This is a genomic window from Streptomyces sp. Ru73, assembly GCF_002920575.1.
Lineage (GTDB): Bacteria > Actinomycetota > Actinomycetes > Streptomycetales > Streptomycetaceae > Streptomyces.
Map to the genome: position 1 here is coordinate 64471 of NZ_PQSQ01000017.1, position 16576 is coordinate 81046.

The window sequence follows — 16576 nt, forward strand, 5'->3', positions numbered from 1 at the left end:
ATCTGATGACGCAGGTTCGTTTCTGCCGATGTCACCGTCCGGCGTGACCTTCTTGTGCGGCGGGCCGCGCACTTCCCTTGCGCGACTTGCCGATGATCGGCGTGGCCCGCCCGTGACTGCGCAAGGATGGGGCCATGAATGCCATCATCTCCGCTTCCGAACTGGCGAGCGAGCTTGCGGGCGATACGCCTCCGGTGCTCCTCGACGTCCGCTGGCAGCTCGGCGGGCCGCCCGGCCGTCCCGAGTACGAGGCGGGCCACCTGCCCGGCGCCGTCTACGTCGACCTGGACACCGAATTGGCGGGGCCCGCGGGCGACGCGGGCCGCCACCCGCTGCCGGACCCGGAGGTCTTCGGCGACGCCATGCGGGCCGCCGGGGTCTCCAAGGACCGTGAGGTGGTCGTGTACGACGGCGGGCAGGGCTGGGCAGCGGCCCGCGCCTGGTGGCTGCTGCGCTGGGCGGGGCACGAGTCCGTACGCGTCCTGGACGGCGGCCTGGCGGCGTGGCGGGCGGCGGGCGGTGAGCTGACCGACGAGAAGGCCGCTCCGGAGCCCGGGGACTTCACGGTGGCGCCCGGCGCCGTGCCGGTGCTGAACGCCGACGAGGCGGCCGCCCTGGCCCGTCGCGGGGTGCTCCTGGACGCGCGGGCGGCCGAGCGGTACCGCGGTGACGTGGAGCCGATCGACCGGGTCGGCGGCCACATCCCCGGGGCGCGGTCGGCGCCGACGAGCGAGAACGCGGCCCCGGACGGCACGCTGCGGCCGGCCGCCGAACTGGCCGAGCGCTTCGCCGCGCTGGGGGCGGTGCCGGGGGCCGAGGTCGGCGTCTACTGCGGCTCCGGCGTCTCCGCTGCGCACGAGGCGCTGGCGCTGGCCGTGGCGGGCGTGCCGGCCGCGCTGTACGTGGGGTCCTGGAGCGAGTGGTCCTCCGACCCGTCCCGGCCGGTGGCCACGGGCCCGGAAGCGGGCTGACCGGACGAGCCCGCCCGTCACCGCCGCTACCGCCGCCGGGTCGCACCGGGGCGGCAGCCGGCAGCCGGCAGGCGAAGGCCCGGCAGCGGCCCCTTGGACTGGGACGGCTGCCGGGCCTTTTGCGTCCACTCTGGAGGACCGTTTCCGCGCCGGATGCGATGGTGCGGGCGCGGGGCCTCTCGTGCTTGCCCCGCAAGATCCTCGTGCCCGCCCGCAGGACCGCTTCCGCGCCGGATGCGGTGCTGCGGGCGCGGGTGGCTCGTACTCGACCGCAGGACCGTTTCCGCGCCTGTGGATCCGGCCGCGAGACCGTCGTCGTGGGGCTCGGCCGTGTGCGCCTGACCGCTGGGCGGTCAGGCGTCCGGCTTCTTGCGCCGCGTGCCGAAGACGATCTCGTCCCAGCTGGGTACGGCGGCGCGGCGGCCGGGGCGGACGCCGTCCGCCTCGGCCTGGCGGTCGGTGGTGCCCTTCAGCCGGTCCCGGTGTCCCGCCACCGAACGCGGCATCAGCACGTCGGCGTACGCGGAACCCGCGCCCGCGCTCGCCGCGGGGGCCGGCGGCTCCTCGACCTCGGCCTCCGTCGACGGCTCGTCGTCCGGCGGCGTCTTCGGCTCGGGGACGACCAGGTCACCGCGGAAGCTCGGCACCGCCTCCAGGAGGCTGGTGAGCGAGTCGCGCGGGTCCCGCTCCTCGACGTCCTCGGCCGAGGACGCCGCGGAGGCCGCGGGGGCGTCGTCCTCGGCGGCCGGCGGTGCCGGCCGCTCGGCGGACTGCTGGTGGTCCAGGGAACGGTCCAGCGGCCGGTCCCGGGGCAGCCGCGCGATCCGCGGCACGAACGGGAAGCTCGGCTCCGGGGTGTCGTCGGTCTCGCCGATCAGCGCCCGCGCCTCGTCGTCCACGGCCTGCACGAGCCGCCGGGGCGGGTCGTACGTCCAGCTCGCGGAGTGCGGCTCGGCGGCGACGCGGTAGACCAGCAGCACTTCCCAGGTGCCGTCGTCGCGGCGCCAGGAGTCCCACTGCACGCTGTCCTTGTCGGCGCCGCGCAGCAGCAGCCGCTCGGCGACCGCCTCGCCCAGCTGCGGACCGGTGTTCTCACCGGGCCGGCGCACGGGTGTCTTGCGGGCCCGCTCGGCCATGAACGCGCGCTCGGCCAGCACGGGGCCCTCGAAGCGCCGCACGCGGTCGACGGGGATGCCGGCGAGCTGGGCGACCTCCTCGGCGGACGCACCGGCCCGTATACGGGCCTGGATGTCGCGTGGCCGGAGGTGGCTCTCCACCTCGATCTCGATCTGGCCCAGGCGTGCGCGGTCGTTGCGCACCGCGGCACGCAGCCGCTCGTCGATCGGCAGCGTGTACTCGGTGCTGTCCGCAGCCTTGAGCACCAGCCGTGTGCCGTCGTTCGAGACGGCCACGACACGCAGTTCGGGCATGGGGACCTCCCGGGTGGTGCCTGCCGACGTCACGTGCGTCGCTGCTTCCGCTAGTCGAGTGTGGCCTGCCCGGGTGCAGCCTGCCACAACATTGCCGAGTTGCCCGGCGCGTCAGGCTGTGGCCCTGAAACGCCGTTATGACACGGTAACCAGTTTGCAACCTCCGGTGACCGTACCGGTTGCCCTGTGTACCAGCACCCCGTGCCGGATGGCGGCGCCCGGGGCGAGTGCCGCCTTGGAGGCCCCTCCCGTGGGTCCGGGCAGCCGGACGGGAAACCGGGGCCAGGATTCGCAACAGTACTCCATTCGGACCACCGGGGGTGGGTCGCCGCGCCGCCGAGTTTCCGCTGGACAGCGGAGTTCGGTCGCCTTGTCGACCTCTCTACTTCCGGGCCGTGCGGTGACGTACACCGAAAATGTGGCGTGCTTCACAGAACAGTCAGAAACGGAACTATCCAGTTCGCCCAAATGTCCCTTCTTTGTGCAAGACCGATCGAAGCGTCGATCAAGGGCGTGGAATGGACGACAGAACCGATAGCCACACAAAGAAGACCGGGAAGGAGAAACGGCTCGACCTGAGCGTCGCCCAGGTGGCGGGCAGTGCGCTCGCGGCGGCGGTCGCCGCCTATCTGGCGGGTCGGCTCGGCGTCTACGGAACGGTCATCGGTGCGGGCGTGGTGAGCGTGGTCGCCACCACGGGCGGGTCGATCTTCCAGCATCTCTTCCGCCGTACCGGTGAGCAGGTCAAGGAGGTCACGGTCAGCACGCGGCCCAGGCCGCGCCGCCGGCAGCAGGTCCTCGGGGGCCGCGCCGCCGCTTCCGGTACGCGTGCGCGCGCGACCTCGGGGGACAGCCCGGCGGGGGCCACGATGGTGCTGCCGACGTTCGGCCGCGACGGCACGGAGGACGAGGTCACGTCCGTGGCGGCGGCCATGGACCGGGCAGCCGAGCGGGAACCCGCCGGCGGTACCGCGGTGGCGCCCGGGCTTCCCGGTGCTTCCGGAGCGGCGGACGCGACACGGGCCCTTCCGATGCTGTCGGAGGTGGCCACCCGGGCGCTGTGCCCCACCTCTGTGGAGGGCGCGGACGACGAGACCCGGATGCTGCCCCGGCCGGACCACGAGACGCAGCTCCTGCGGAGCGTCGGTCCTGAGACGCGGCCTCTTCACGACGCCGGCCAGGAGACGCAGCTTCTCCATGGCGCGGACCAGGAGACGCAGCTCTTCAATGGCGCCGACCGGGAGACGCAGCTCCTGAGGAGTGCGGACTCGGCGACGCGGTCCCCGAAGGGCGCCGACGAGAAGACGCAGCTCCTGAAAGGCGCCGGCCCGGAGGCGCAGCTCAACGATGCCGACCGGGAGACGCAGCTTCTCCAGGCGCCGCCGGACGCCGCCGAGGAGGAGCACGAGCCCGCGCTCTACGGCACCCGGTGGCGCGGGCGGCGCCGCACCTGGCTCGCCGGCCTGGCGGTCTTCCTGCTCGCGATGGCCGGGGTCACCGTCTTCGAGCTGGCCACGGGGCACGACGCGGCGGGCGGCACCGGCACGTCGGTCACCAACCTCTTCCACTCCCGCGGCAGCGGCGGCGCCCCCGCGACGCCCACGCCGTCGCCCGGCGCGGCCACCGAGGACACCGACCGGGGCGGCGCCACGGACGGGCCCACGCCGCAGCCGGACGCCACCGGCGGCACCGCCGACACCGGGTCGGGCTCCGGCTCCGGTACGGAGACCGGCTCCGACGGCGCCACACAGAAGGGCACCGGCAGCGGCACGGACGACTCGTCGGCCACGCCCGGCCCGACGCCGAGCGACGACGGCGGGAGCGCCGAGCCGACGCCCACGCCGTCGCCCTCCGACGGGACCGGGGGCGCGAGCGACAGCCCCGACTCCGCGGACCAGGAGACCGAGCAGCCCTCGGACTCCGGGAACTGACGCCGAAGGGGCCCGGGCACGACCGCCCGGGCCCCTTCGCGCGTCCCCGGCCGCCGGCCGCCGGGCCCGCCCGTGAGCCCGTCTCCGGCCGTCAGTCGCCGAGCACCCGGCTCAGGTACGGGTTGGCGAACACCCGCTCCGGGTCCAGCCGGTCGCGCAGCGCGGTGAACTCCCCGAAGCGCGGATAGGCCGCCGCCAGGTAGTCCGCGTCCCGGGTATGCAGCTTGCCCCAGTGCGGCCGGCCGCCGTGCGCGGTCATGATGCGCTCGGCGGCCGTGAAGTACGCCTCGTGCGGCGTGCCCCGGTACATGTGCATCGCGATGTAGGCGGTGTCCCGCCCGGAGGCCGTGGACAGGGGGATGTCGTCGGCGGGCGCGGTGCGCACCTCCACGGGGAAGCTGATCCGGAAGCCGGAGCGTTCGACCAGCGCGCGCAGCTCCCGTAGTGCCGCGACCGCGGCCTCCCGGGGGACGGCGTACTCCATCTCCACGAAGCGCACCCGGCGCGGGCTGGTGAACACCTTGTACGGGATGTCGGTGTACGTACGGGCGGAGAGCGCGCGGCTGGAGAGCTTGGCGATGCCGGGGATGGTGGCGGGCAGGGCCTTGCCGACCGCGCAGGCCACCTGGAAGACGCCGTTGGAGAGCAGTTCGTCGTCGACCCAGCCGCTGACGGTGCCGTTGGGCGCCGCGGGGCCCTGGCTGCGGTTGTTGCGCTTGGTGTTGCAGTTCCCGGTGTGCGGGAACCAGTAGAACTCGAAGTGCTCGTTCTCGGCGACGAGGGCGTCGAAGTCCTCGGTCACCCGGTCGAACGGCATCGGCTCTTCCCGGGCGGTGAGCAGGAACTCCGGTTCGACCGCGAAGGTCAGCTCCGTGAGGACGCCGAGCGCGCCCAGCCCCAGCCGGGCAGCGGCGAAGACGTCCGCGTTCTCCTGTGCGGAGCAGCGCAGTACGGAGCCGTCGGCGGTGACCATCTCCAGGCCGACGATCTGCGCGGACAGGGAGGCGGAGTCCCGGCCGGTCCCGTGGGTGCCGGTGCTGGTGGCGCCGGAGACCGTCTGCTCCATGATGTCGCCCATGTTGGTCAGCGACAGGCCCTGCCCGGAGAGCGCCGCGTTGAGGACCTTCAGGGGCGTGCCGGCGGCCACGGTGACGGTGCCGGCGGCGCGGTCGACCTTCCGTATGCCGGTCAGCCGCTCGGGGCGTATGAGGAGGCCGTCGGTGGCCGCGGCCGGGGTGAAGGAGTGGCCGGTGCCGGCCGCCTTCACGGTGAGCCCGTCGGCGGCCGCCTCCCGTACCGCGGCGGCCAGTTCCTCCGTGGAGGCCGGTGCGACGCTCCGTACGGGGTGCGCCTCGACGTTCCCCGCCCAGTTACGCCACGCGCTCTCCCGAGTCGCTCGAACCACTGTCATGTGCGCTCAGCCCTCCCGTGACCGGGGGCAGCGGCGCCCCCGCCCGCTTCGGCGCCGGCCGCAGCCGGCGGTATCCGAGGAACGCGACCGCGGCCGCGAGCGCTCCGGCCACGGCCGGCACGGCGTACCCCGCACGGGCCCCGGCCGCGTCCACCACCCAGCCGGCGGCCGACGAGCCGAGCGCCACCCCGACCGCGAGCCCGGTGCTCGTCCAGGTCATGCCCTCGGTCAGTTGCGCGCGTGGTACGTGCTGCTCGACCAGGGCCATGGTGGTCACCATCGTGGGAGCGATGGTCAGGCCCGCGACGAAGAGCGCCACGGCCAGGAACGGCAGGTTCCCGACCAGTTGGAGCGGGATCATACTCACGGCCATGGCCAGCACGCCCAGTATCCAGCGGCGTGCTGCCGGGCCGGCCGGGCGCAGCATCCCGAAGACCGCGCCGGCCAGGCAGGAGCCGAGCGCGTAGATCGCGAGGACGAGGCTGGCCGCGCCCTTGTGGCCCTCGGCCTCCGCGAAGGCGACGGTCACCACGTCGATGGCGCCGAAGATCGCGCCGGTGGCGGTGAAGGTGACCACCAGGACCTGCAGGCCCCGGGAGCGGAGCGCGGAGCCCTTGGTGTGGTGCTCGCGGGGGTGCGGCACGGGTTCGGTCGCGCGCTGCGCGGTCAGCCAGAAGACGCCAGCGGCGAGGAAGAGGCCGGCCAGCAGCGGCCCGGCCTCGGGGAACCACGACGTGGACAGCCCGATGGCGAGGATCGGCCCGACGATGAAGCAGAACTCGTCGACGATCGACTCCCAGGAGTACGCGGCGTGCAGCATCTCGGGGGAGCCGCGGTGCACCTCGGCCCACCGGGAGCGGACCATGGCGCCCACGCTCGGCACGCAGCCCGCGCAGGCGGCGAAGAGGAACAGCGTCCAGTCGGGCCAGCGCTGTTGGGCGGCGACCAGCAGGGCGGCGAGCGCGGCGAGCGACACGAGGGTGGCGGGGCGCAGGACGCGGCGCTGGCCGTGCCGGTCCACCAGCCGGGAGATCTGCGGGCCGAGCACGGCGGCGGACAGCGCCACCGTCGCGGAGAGCGCGCCCGCCAGGCCGTAGCGGTCGGTGAGCTGGGAGACCATCGTGACGATGCCGATGCCGGTCATGGACAGCGGCATCCGCCCCAGGAACCCGGCGGCCGAGAAGGACTTCGTGCCGGGCCGGGCGAACAGGGCGCGGTAGGGACTGGGCAAGGGGGGTGCTCCGCCGAGTGAGTTCCGCGGCAGCCGCGGTGAGCCGGGTCAGGACTGCAGTAAGGAACGTACTGCAGTCATACAGCTTACGGGCGGCGCGCCATCGGTGCCTCCGGTTTCCCGGCTGTCAGTGGCGGGTGGGAGGATCGCCACATGTCCGAACAGCCAGTGCCTGCTCCCTATGATGCTTTGCTCCTCCTCTCCTTCGGCGGCCCCGAGGGCCCGGACGACGTCGTCCCGTTCCTGGAGAACGTGACGCGCGGCCGCGGCATCCCGCGCGAGCGCCTGAAGGAGGTGGGGCAGCACTACTTCCTGTTCGGCGGCGTGAGCCCGATCAACGCGCAGAACCGCGAGCTGCTGGACGCCCTGCGCAAGGACTTCGCCGAGCACGGCCTGGACCTCCCGGTGTACTGGGGCAACCGCAACTGGGCGCCGTACCTCACCGACACCCTGCGCGAGATGGTCCGGGACGGCCGCCGCCGCATCGCCGTGCTGGCCACCAGCGCGTACGCCTCGTACTCCGGCTGCCGGCAGTACCGGGAGAACCTGGCCGACGCGCTCGCGGCGCTGGCGGCCGAGGGCCTGGAGGTGCCGCAGGTGGACAAGCTGCGGCACTACTTCAACCACCCCGGTTTCGTCCGCCCCATGGTCGACGGGGTGCTCGCCTCGCTCGCCGAGCTGCCCGAGGATGTCCGCGCCGGCGCGCACATCGCGTTCACCACGCACTCCATCCCCACCGCTGCGGCCGACACCTCGGGGCGGCCCGAGGAGCACACCGAGGGCGGCGCGGGCGGCGCGTACGTCGCCCAGCACCTGGACGTGGCACAGGTGATCGCCGACGCGGTCCGCGAGGAGACCGGCACGGCCCACCCCTGGCAGCTCGTCTACCAGTCCCGCAGCGGCGCCCCGCACATCCCCTGGCTGGAGCCGGACATCTGCGACCACCTGGAGACGCTGCACGCCCAGGGCGTCCCGGCCGTCGTCATGGCCCCCATCGGCTTCGTCTCGGACCACATGGAGGTCAAGTACGACCTCGACACGGAGGCCACCGCCAAGGCCGCCGAGCTGGGCCTGCCGGTCGTCCGCTCCGCCACCGTCGGCGCCGACCCGCGGTTCGCCGCGGCCGTCCGCGACCTGCTCCTGGAGCGTGCAGCGGCCGAGCGGGGCCGCTCCCCGGAGCGCTGCGCGCTGGGCGCCCTCGGGCCCAGCCACGACCTCTGTCCGGTCGGCTGCTGCCCGGCCCGCACCCCCCGGCCCGCCGCGGCCGGCGCCGACTGGAGCGGCGCGCCGGCGGGGGCCTGAAGCCCGTCCCGGGCCGCCCGACGGCGTGCGGCCCGGCTGCCCGGCCCGCGGGCGCCCACCCCGCGGCGGCCCGCCGACCCGCCCCGTGCGGCCTCGGCGGGACCTTCCGTACGAACAAGGAGCACCGTGTCCGATCCCCTGCAGGACGCCGCGCCGCACAGCGGTGAACCGACGGACGAACTTCTCGCGCTGGCTCTGGAGGCCGCCCGCCGGGCCGGTGAGCTGCTGCGCGACGGCCGCCCCGCCGACCTCGGCGTGGCCGCCACGAAGACCAGCCCCATCGACGTCGTCACCGAGATGGACGTCGCCTCCGAGAAGCTGATCACCGCGTTCCTCTCCGAGCGCCGCCCCGAGGACGGCTTCCTGGGCGAGGAGGGCGCCAGCACCGAGGGCTCCAGCGGCGTGCGCTGGGTGATCGACCCGATCGACGGGACGGTCAACTACCTCTACGGGCTGCCCTCCTGGGCCGTTTCCATCGCCGCCCAGAAGGACGGCGAGACGATCGTCGGCGTGGTCGCGGCCCCGGAGCGCGGCGAGACCAGCCACGCCGTGCTCGGCGGCGGCGCCTTCCTGAATGGCGCGCCGGTCCGGGTGCGGCCCGCGCCGCCGCTCTCCCAGGCGCTGGTCGGCACCGGCTTCGGGTACGTGGCCGAGCGGCGCGCCGCCCAGGCCGCCGTGCTCGGCTCCCTGCTCCCGCAGGTGCGTGACATCCGGCGCGGCGGCTCGGCCGCGATCGACCTCTGCGACGTGGCCTGCGGCCGGCTCGACGCCTACTACGAGCGGGGACTGAACCCCTGGGACTTCGCGGCCGGCGAGCTGATCGCCCGCGAGGCCGGCGCCCGCACCGGCGGCCGCCCCGGCGAGCCGGTGTCCCCGGAGCTCACCGTCGCCGGCTCCCCGGCCGTGTTCGAGGCCCTGCAGCCGCTGCTGGAGGACCTGGGCGCCTGGCACGACTGACGGGGCCCCGGAGGCGCCGTACGGGTCCCGCAGACCCGCAGGACGCCGTACAGCGCGTACAGCCCGTACGCCGCCGTACGACCCCGCCCCGGCCGCGTACGGCCCGCACAGCGGCCGTGCAGCCCCCGTACGGGCCCGGACACGACAAAGCGCCCCGGCACCGTCCCCTCGGTGCCGAGGCGCCCTCGTCACTGGGCGAGGCGGAGTCAGGCGCTCGGAGCGCCGACCTCCACGCCGTGCTCGGAGGCCAGCCGCTGCAGGTCCTCCAGCTCGGCCTGCTCGACGTCGGCGAGGAAGTCGTCGCCGGTTTCGCGGGCCCGGTCCAGGTCGGCTTCGGTGTTCTTTATGCGCTGCAGAATGCCTGCGGTGAACGCGTCCATGGTGCGCCCCCTCGTCGTGGGTCGGTGGCACGGGGGTGTGCCGACGGGTGTGGGCCCCTCGTCCACGGGGGTGTGGCAGAGGGAGATCACGGCGTGGTCCCTGCGGGCTGCCGTCCGGAGCATCTGGGTACGGCGTCGTGCAGGGCGTGATCGCGAGTGTGCAATCGTCCTCCCCATGCCGAACCTCACGGAAACCTCAGAGGGGCGGTGAATCGCTGCCAATCGGGTAGCCGCAGTCACCCTGTGGGCCCCCGCACCTCCTCTTACAGCCGGTTTACGGCTCTTCGGGGCAGGATGGACGTGCTCGAATTTTGTGTGCGCCCTGCCCGGCGGGGCCGTGAGGAAGGACTAGCGACGTGCGTGTACTCGTCGTCGAGGACGAGCAGCTGCTCGCCGATGCGGTGGCCACCGGACTGCGCCGGGAGGCCATGGCGGTCGACGTGGTGTACGACGGCGCGGCCGCGCTGGAGCGCATCGCGGTCAACGACTACGACGTCGTCGTGCTGGACCGCGACCTCCCGCGGGTCCACGGCGACGACGTCTGCCGCAAGATCGTCGAGCTGGGCATGCCCACCCGCGTCCTGATGCTGACCGCCTCCGGCGACGTCAGCGACCGCGTCGAGGGCCTGGAGATCGGCGCCGACGACTACCTCCCCAAGCCGTTCGCGTTCACCGAGCTGACCGCCCGCGTACGGGCCCTCGGACGCCGCACGACCGTGGCGCTGCCGCCGGTCCTGGAGCGCGCCGGCATCAAGCTCGACCCGAACCGCCGCGAGGTCTTCCGCGACGGCAAGGAGGTCCAGCTCGCGCCCAAGGAGTTCGCGGTGCTGGAGGTCCTGATGCGCAGCGAGGGCACGGTCGTCTCGGCCGAGCAGCTGCTCGAGAAGGCCTGGGACGAGAACACCGACCCCTTCACGAACGTCGTCCGGGTGACCGTCATGACGCTGCGCCGCAAGCTCGGCGAGCCCGCCGTGATCGTGACCGTACCGGGCTCCGGCTACCGGATCTGAGCACCCCACCATGGCCACCACACCCGCGGCGCCCCCGTCGCCGCCCGCACCGCCCAAGCCCACCTGGGACCCCAAGCCGCCGGTCCGCCCGTTCCCCTGGCTGCGCCCGACCATCCGCATAAGGCTCACGCTGCTGTACGGCGGAATGTTCCTGATGGCCGGCATCGTGCTGCTCGCCATCATCTACATGCTGGCCGCCAACGCGCTCCAGGACGGCAACCAGCTGCCGTTCAAGATCATCGGCTCGGACTTCCGGATCGTCACCGACCGCTGCCCCGGCGCGGCCACCAACAACGTCGACCAGCTGAACTCGGCCATCAACACCTGCATCTCCCAGCAGCGCGCGGTGGCCCTGAACAACCTGCTGAACCGCTCCCTGATGGCGCTGGTCGGCCTTACCATCGTGGCGTTCGCCTTCGGGTACGCGATGGCGGGCCGCGTCCTCTCGCCGCTGGGCCGCATCACGCGGACCGCGCAGCGGGTCGCCGGCTCGGACCTGCACCGCCGGATCGAGCTGGGCGGCCCGGACGACGAGCTGAAGGAGCTCGCCGACACCTTCGACGAGATGCTGGACCGGCTGGACCGCGCGTTCGAGTCGCAGCAGCGCTTCGTGGCGAACGCCTCGCACGAGCTGCGCACCCCCCTGGCGATCAACCGCACGCTCCTCGAAGTGCAGCTCGCCGACCCCGACGCCTCGCCGGAGCTGGCCCAGCTGGGCAAGACCCTGCTGGCCACCAACGAGCGCAGCGAACAGCTCGTCGAGGGACTGCTGCTGCTCGCGCGCAGCGAGAACAAGATCGTGGACCGGAAGCCGGTCGACCTCTCCGAGGTCGCCTCGCAGGCCATCGAACAGGCCCGCGCCGAGGCCGAGGCCAAGGGCGTGGAGCTGCGCGGGGTACGCAAGCAGGTCTTCGTGCAGGGCAACGGCGTCCTCCTGGAGCGCATCGCGCTGAACCTCGTACAGAACGCCGTGCGGTACAACGTCCCCGAGGGATGGGTGGAGGTCACCACCGAGGCGCAGCCCGGCTGGGCGGTGCTGGTGGTCTCCAATACGGGCCCGGTGGTCCCCGCCTACGAGGTGGAGAACATCTTCGAACCGTTCAGACGGCTCCGTACGGAGCGCACGGGCAGCGACAAGGGCGTGGGCCTCGGCCTGTCCATCGTGCGGTCCGTGGTCCGGGCGCACGACGGGCAGATCACGGCCGTGCCGCGGGAGGGCGGGGGCCTGGACATGCGCGTGGTGCTCCCGGTGTGAGTGTTCCGGCCACGCGCCCGCGGGTCCGGCTTGACGCGGCCCGGGGCGGCCGGTCATCCTTCGCCCCGAGTTCGCTTTGCGCGGAATTCGACCGGTCCGTTCGCGAGTCCGGACGTGTGTGATCGATCACAGGCGCGAATTCCGTGTCGTCTACTCTCCGTGATCGCCATGGCCTCCGGAAGGCCGGGAAACTCCGGGTTTCCCGGGGGTCCGATCACGGGAAGTACACGTGATGGCAAGCGCGAGGTGCGACTTTAGGACCGTGTACGGTCCTATCGCCATCCAATCCGATCACCTCTTCAGGGGTGCGGTTGGGTGTCGATTGAGTAACAGACCTTGATGTGAGGCAAAATCTCCGCCTCAGGTCGGGCACAAGTCCGGCCTCTCACGCGTTACGAGCGCTGAGACACCGCAGACACCCAGAGGGGGAGAGCGACCATGGCTACGGATTACGACACACCACGCAAGACCGATGACGACCTCAACGAGGACAGCATCGAAGAGCTGAAGTCGCGGCGGAACGACAAGTCCGCCTCGGCCGTCGACGTCGACGAGTTCGAGCAGGCCGAGGGCCTGGAGCTGCCCGGCGCCGACCTGTCCAACGAAGAGCTCGCCGTGCGGGTCCTGCCCAAGCAGCAGGACGAGTTCACCTGCATGAGCTGCTTCCTGGTCCACCACCGCAGCCAGCTGGCCGCGGAGGACAAGAACGGCCAGCCCATCTGCCGCGACTGCGCGGCCTGAGGGCGGGCCGGGGCCATGGCGCGCACGCACCCGCGAGGGAGACCCCCGGTGGTCTCCCCGGCGGACGCCGCAGCGAGCCCCGGTCACCGGGACGACGGCGTGAGGTGAAGCTCAGTGAAACCGTTCCGTAGAGGCAAGCAGGGCGAGACCGGTCCGGCGGCCGGCGCACGATCACGCGAGGAAACCGCGCCCGTGCCCGCCGACCAGGCCGCCCTCCCCGCGGAGCGGGACACCCGAGCGCCGAGGGAGCGTGGCCGCGCGGCCACGCTCGCGGCCAGAACGGCGGACGGCGCGCGCAAGCGCGGCGCCACGGTGCGGTCGGGGCTCTCCTGGGCCGCCGACCGGATCATCGAGACCGCCCCGCGGATCCCGGTCCGCGACCTGGCGACGCTGCGCCGCCAGTTCCCCGGCCTGACCCCCGAGGAGCTGGCCGACAAACTCGTCGCGGGGGCGACGAGGAGCACCGCCACCGTCGGTGCCGGAGTGGGCGCGGCGGCCATGCTGCCGGTGCCGCCCGCGATGCCGGCCGAGCTGGCCGCCGAGGTCGTCGGCGTGGCCACGGTCGAGATCAAACTCATCGCCGAGCTGCACGAGGTCTACGGCCTCCGTGCGCAGGGCGGCTTCGGCGCCCGTGGCCTGGCCTACCTCCAGGCATGGACGGAGGAGCGCGGCGTCGACATCGCCGCGCCCGCCTCGCTGAACCTCGCGCTCGGCGGCCAGATGAAGCGCGAGCTGCGCCAGCAGATCATGAAGCGCATGATGCGCAACCTCCCCAGCATGACCCCCTTCATGGTGGGCGCCGCCGTCGGCGCGGTCATGAACCGCAGGGACACCGCCAAGCTGGCCGCCAAGGTCCGCCAGGACCTGCGGCGCCGCCAGGTCCCCTGGGACGCGCTCCCCGATCCCGCCCGGCCCCGCCGCAAGTGGCTCGACGGACGTGCCAGACCCCGGCTGACCACCCGCCGCGAGCCCGGCAGAGACGACGACTGACCCGGCTCACGCCAGCAGCCCCGTACGGCCTCCCGCTCGCCATAAGCCCCTCGCCAGGAGCCCCATACCCCCGCGGCCCCGCGAGACCGCCCCGCGAGACCTCCGTACCGCTCTCTCCCCGAGCCCCTCTCGTCTCCGGCGCGACCGGCGGCCCCGGACCCGGACGACTCGAACAGCCCGGACACTCAGACGGCCCGGACGGCCCGGATGCCCGGCCCTCAGGCCCGGATCGCCGCCAGCGCCGCCGCCAGCTCCTCCGGACGCCGCGTCGACAAGTAGACGTACGGCGTCGGGTCCTCCGGATCGGTCACCTCGACCCGCACCGCCGTCGGGATGTAGCTCCGCATCACCATGAACGCCCGGGTGTCCGCCTTGTACGTACGCCACGCCCGCGCCTCCTCGGCGTCCAGGACGTGCGCCTCGCCCAGCGCCGCGGCCGGGATCTTCGCGTCCCCCGCGATCAGCGAGCCCGCCACGACCCGGATGCGGGCCGAGCCGTACGCGCTCACCAGCACCGCGGCCAGCGCCGCGCCGCCCACCAGCCCGCCCAGCATCGGCAGCGTCCCGAGCGGCAGCAGCATCAGCGCGCAGGCGACACCGACGGCAGCGGCGATCACCCACCAGGAACGGGGGGCGGTGAGGCGTTCTTCGTACGACTGCATGGGTCCAGCTTTGCACGTGCGCGCGCATGCTCCGCGCGCGCGGGTAGGGTCTCCACCTGTGAGTGGAGCCAATGATTCGCCGACCCGGCTGACGCCGCCCCCGGAGGCCACCCCGCCGGTACGGCACCCCGACGCCCCGGCGCCCGGAGAACTGCTCGGCGCGCACTACGACCGATGTTTCGGCTGCGGCGGTGAGCAGCCGCACGGCCTGCACCTGGAGGCGCGGGCCGGCGAGGGCGTACGCGTCAGCGCGGAGTTCACCGTCAAGGAGGCCCACCAGGGCGCCCCGGGCCTCGCGCACGGCGGCGTGCTGGCCACGGCCCTGGACGAGACGCTCGGCTCGCTCAACTGGCTGCTGCAGGCCATCGCGGTGACCGGCCGGCTGGAGACCGACTTCCTGCGCCCGGTGCCGGTCGGCACGGTCCTGCACCTGGACGCCGAGGTCACCGCCGTGCACGGACGGAAGATCTACTCCCGCGCCGAGGGCCGGATCGGCGGCCCGGACGGCCCGGTCGCCGTCCGCGCCGAGGCCGTCTTCATCGAGGTGAAGGTCGAGCACTTCATCGACAACGGCCGGCCCGAGGAGATCCGGGCCGCGATGGCCGACCCCGACCAGGTACGCCGCGCCCGCGCATTCGAGGTGAACCCGTGACCCCTCAGGCACAGGAGCCGCGGAACCCCGTGGACGTGCAGATCCGGCGGCTCGATCCGGAGGTTCCGCTGCCCGCCTACGGGCACCCGGGCGACGCGGGGGCCGACCTCGTGACCACCGAGGCGGCCGAACTGGCCCCGGGGGAGCGGACGGTGCTGCCCACGGGGGTGGCCATCGCGCTGCCCGAGGGGTACGCCGCGTTCGTGCACCCGCGGTCGGGCCTCGCTGCCCGCTGCGGTGTGGCGCTCGTGAATGCCCCCGGGACGGTGGATGCCGGGTACCGTGGGGAGATCAAGGTGATCGTGGTCAATCTGGACCCGCGCGAGACCGTGCGGTTCGAGAGGTTCGACCGGATCGCCCAACTGGTCGTCCAGCAGGTCGAGAAGGTGCGCTTCCACGAGGTGGCGGAGCTTCCCGGCTCGGCGCGGGCCGAGGGGGGATTCGGGTCCACCGGCGGCCATGCGGCGGTGGGCGGCCCCACGGGCGGGAATGGATACGCATCGGTCGGTGCCGACCGGGAAGGACAGTGACGTGTTCGGACGTCGCAAGAAGAACGAGGCTCCAGACGACGCGGTCGAGGCGGTCGATCCTGCCGAGGAGACGACGGACGAGTCCGGCGCGGACGAGGAGAGTTACGGCGTGAACCTGCCGCCGGCCCCGCGCCCCGACGGCCCCTGGGACGTCTCCGAGGTCGGCAACCCCGGCGAGGGCCGGGTGGACCTGGGCGGCCTCTTCGTGCCGGGCGTGGAGGGCATGGAGCTGCGGGTGGAGGTCGCGGGTGACGCGATCGTCGCGGCGACCATCGTGCTGCAGGACAGCGCCGTGCAGCTGCAGGCCTTCGCGGCCCCCAAGAACGAGGGCATCTGGGGCGAGGTCCGGCAGGAGATCGCCTCCGGCATCACCCAGCAGGGCGGCGTCATCGACGAGGTCGACGGCCCGCTGGGCTGGGAGCTGCGCGCCCAGGTGCCGGTGCAGCTGCCCGACGGGACGAACGGCGTGCAGGTCGTGCGGTTCGTCGGCGTGGACGGCCCGCGCTGGTTCCTGCGCGGCGTGATCTCCGGCCAGGGCGCGGTGCAGCCGCAGGCCGCCGGGCTGCTGGAGCAGATCTTCCGGGACACGGTCGTGGTGCGCGGCGACGGCCCGATGGCGCCCCGCGACCCGATCGTCCTCAAGCTGCCCGAGGACGCCCAGATGGTGCCCGAGGGCGTCCAGCAGGACGACGCCTCGCAGTCCCGCTTCGGCGGCGGCGTGGAGCGCCTGGAGCGCGGCCCGGAGATCACCGAGATCCGCTGACCGCGCCCGCACGCATCCCGGCGGCCCGCGACGCCCCGTACGGAGGGGCTTCGCGGGCCGCGTGCCGCCGTACTGCAGGGACTGCAGGGGTGCCGTCGCCCGTGCCGCCGTACTGCAGGGGCGCCGCGGGCCGCGGGGACGGCAGGGTGCGGCCGCGTGCCGCCTTACCGTTTCGCCCCTCGTTCCCCCTACGGGGGTGTTTTGGGGTCCCCTTCTCAACACAGTAATGGGCGGCACCGACAGCCCCGCCGCCCCCACAGCTGCCCGCCCCGCCGTGGCCGTCAGGGTCGCGTCAAAACCGTTCCGCCGGGTCCCCGTATGCGGCGTTCGTCCTGTTCCCGGTCGGTAGGGTCGGCAGCG

At 73.5% G+C, this 16576-nt stretch carries 16 protein-coding genes; 11 read left to right on the plus strand and 5 right to left on the minus strand.

The genetic code is table 11. The features are described 5' to 3' along the window. Positions 1 to 134 precede the first annotated feature (134 nt). A complete protein-coding gene (locus tag C3486_RS10895) occupies positions 135 to 971 on the plus strand; it encodes a sulfurtransferase (protein WP_103832419.1) in 837 nt (278 codons plus the stop codon). A 353-nt stretch (positions 972 to 1324) separates the two neighbouring features. Here the strand turns inward: C3486_RS10895 and sepH are convergent, their stop codons facing one another. Next, complete coding sequence (sepH, locus tag C3486_RS10900; protein ID WP_103832420.1) at positions 1325 to 2434, minus strand: septation protein SepH; 1110 nt, start codon at positions 2432 to 2434, stop codon at positions 1325 to 1327. Positions 2435 to 2919: 485 nt separating this feature from the next. On the opposite strand from sepH, the gene C3486_RS10905 reads away from it, so the two are divergent. Next, on the plus strand, positions 2920 to 4332 hold the full coding sequence (locus tag C3486_RS10905; RefSeq protein ID WP_146074984.1) for a hypothetical protein: 1413 nt from the start codon (positions 2920 to 2922) through the stop codon (positions 4330 to 4332). Between the two features lie 91 nt (positions 4333 to 4423). On the opposite strand, the gene C3486_RS10910 is transcribed toward C3486_RS10905, so the two are convergent. Further along, positions 4424 to 5743 carry a D-arabinono-1,4-lactone oxidase gene (locus C3486_RS10910; protein ID WP_103832422.1) on the minus strand — a complete coding sequence of 440 codons (1320 nt, stop codon included), beginning with the start codon at positions 5741 to 5743 and terminating at the stop codon, positions 4424 to 4426. After that, positions 5703 to 6974 (minus strand): MFS transporter, encoded by a 1272-nt coding sequence (locus C3486_RS10915; RefSeq protein WP_103832423.1) that lies wholly within the window; start codon positions 6972 to 6974, stop codon positions 5703 to 5705. The genes C3486_RS10910 and C3486_RS10915 overlap by 41 nt, the downstream gene beginning before the upstream one ends. A gap of 153 nt (positions 6975 to 7127) precedes the next feature. Here C3486_RS10915 and C3486_RS10920 point away from each other — a divergent pair, with 153 nt between their 5' ends. Beyond that, entirely contained in the window at positions 7128 to 8276 is a 1149-nt protein-coding gene (locus C3486_RS10920; protein ID WP_103832424.1) for a ferrochelatase, read from the plus strand. Positions 8277 to 8402: 126 nt separating this feature from the next. Further along, positions 8403 to 9233 (plus strand): inositol monophosphatase family protein, encoded by an 831-nt coding sequence (locus tag C3486_RS10925; RefSeq protein WP_103832425.1) that lies wholly within the window; start codon positions 8403 to 8405, stop codon positions 9231 to 9233. A gap of 206 nt (positions 9234 to 9439) precedes the next feature. Here C3486_RS10925 and C3486_RS37215 read toward each other — a convergent pair whose 3' ends face one another. Next, positions 9440 to 9613, minus strand: a complete 174-nt coding sequence (locus tag C3486_RS37215) for a hypothetical protein (RefSeq protein WP_169746148.1) — start codon at positions 9611 to 9613, stop codon at positions 9440 to 9442. Positions 9614 to 9969: 356 nt separating this feature from the next. On the opposite strand from C3486_RS37215, the gene C3486_RS10930 reads away from it, so the two are divergent. The 4 genes from C3486_RS10930 (at position 9970) to C3486_RS10945 (ending at position 13609) form a co-directional block, all read left to right on the plus strand. Further along, complete coding sequence (locus tag C3486_RS10930; protein WP_103832426.1) at positions 9970 to 10623, plus strand: response regulator transcription factor; 654 nt, start codon at positions 9970 to 9972, stop codon at positions 10621 to 10623. 10 nt (positions 10624 to 10633) lie between these two features. Then, on the plus strand, positions 10634 to 11878 hold the full coding sequence (locus tag C3486_RS10935; RefSeq protein WP_103832427.1) for a cell wall metabolism sensor histidine kinase WalK: 1245 nt from the start codon (positions 10634 to 10636) through the stop codon (positions 11876 to 11878). 438 nt (positions 11879 to 12316) lie between these two features. Continuing rightward, positions 12317 to 12619, plus strand: coding sequence for a DUF4193 domain-containing protein (locus C3486_RS10940; RefSeq protein ID WP_003982531.1), 303 nt, complete (start codon positions 12317 to 12319; stop codon positions 12617 to 12619). Between the two features lie 192 nt (positions 12620 to 12811). Continuing rightward, positions 12812 to 13609 carry a hypothetical protein gene (locus tag C3486_RS10945; RefSeq protein ID WP_258052702.1) on the plus strand — a complete coding sequence of 266 codons (798 nt, stop codon included), beginning with the start codon at positions 12812 to 12814 and terminating at the stop codon, positions 13607 to 13609. Positions 13610 to 13827: 218 nt separating this feature from the next. Here C3486_RS10945 and C3486_RS10950 read toward each other — a convergent pair whose 3' ends face one another. Beyond that, entirely contained in the window at positions 13828 to 14271 is a 444-nt protein-coding gene (locus tag C3486_RS10950; protein WP_103832428.1) for a DUF3093 domain-containing protein, read from the minus strand. 58 nt (positions 14272 to 14329) lie between these two features. On the opposite strand from C3486_RS10950, the gene C3486_RS10955 reads away from it, so the two are divergent. Genes C3486_RS10955 through C3486_RS10965 form a run of 3 tightly spaced genes read left to right on the plus strand, consistent with a single transcriptional unit; the run spans position 14330 to position 16216 of the window. After that, complete coding sequence (locus tag C3486_RS10955; RefSeq protein ID WP_103832429.1) at positions 14330 to 14923, plus strand: PaaI family thioesterase; 594 nt, start codon at positions 14330 to 14332, stop codon at positions 14921 to 14923. Further along, the gene (gene dut, locus C3486_RS10960; protein ID WP_103832430.1) at positions 14920 to 15453 is read left to right on the plus strand and encodes a dUTP diphosphatase; all 534 of its coding nucleotides are present in this window, start codon (positions 14920 to 14922) and stop codon (positions 15451 to 15453) included. The genes C3486_RS10955 and dut overlap by 4 nt, the downstream gene beginning before the upstream one ends. Before the next feature lies 1 nt (position 15454). Further along, positions 15455 to 16216, plus strand: a complete 762-nt coding sequence (locus tag C3486_RS10965) for a DUF3710 domain-containing protein (RefSeq protein WP_103832431.1) — start codon at positions 15455 to 15457, stop codon at positions 16214 to 16216. Positions 16217 to 16576 lie beyond the last annotated feature (360 nt).

Bases quoted from the DNA above. Each gene is read 5' to 3' on its own strand.
- C3486_RS10905 (WP_146074984.1), top strand. From the start codon at position 2,920: ATGGACGACAGAACCGATAGCCACACAAAGAAGACCGGGAAGGAGAAA.
- C3486_RS10940 (WP_003982531.1), top strand. From the start codon at position 12,317: ATGGCTACGGATTACGACACACCACGCAAGACCGATGACGACCTCAAC.
- C3486_RS10920 (WP_103832424.1), top strand. From the start codon at position 7,128: ATGTCCGAACAGCCAGTGCCTGCTCCCTATGATGCTTTGCTCCTCCTC.
- C3486_RS10895 (WP_103832419.1), top strand. From the start codon at position 135: ATGAATGCCATCATCTCCGCTTCCGAACTGGCGAGCGAGCTTGCGGGC.
- C3486_RS10910 (WP_103832422.1), bottom strand. From the start codon at position 5,743: ATGACAGTGGTTCGAGCGACTCGGGAGAGCGCGTGGCGTAACTGGGCG.
- C3486_RS10935 (WP_103832427.1), top strand. From the start codon at position 10,634: ATGGCCACCACACCCGCGGCGCCCCCGTCGCCGCCCGCACCGCCCAAG.
- C3486_RS37215 (WP_169746148.1), bottom strand. From the start codon at position 9,613: ATGGACGCGTTCACCGCAGGCATTCTGCAGCGCATAAAGAACACCGAA.
- C3486_RS10950 (WP_103832428.1), bottom strand. From the start codon at position 14,271: ATGCAGTCGTACGAAGAACGCCTCACCGCCCCCCGTTCCTGGTGGGTG.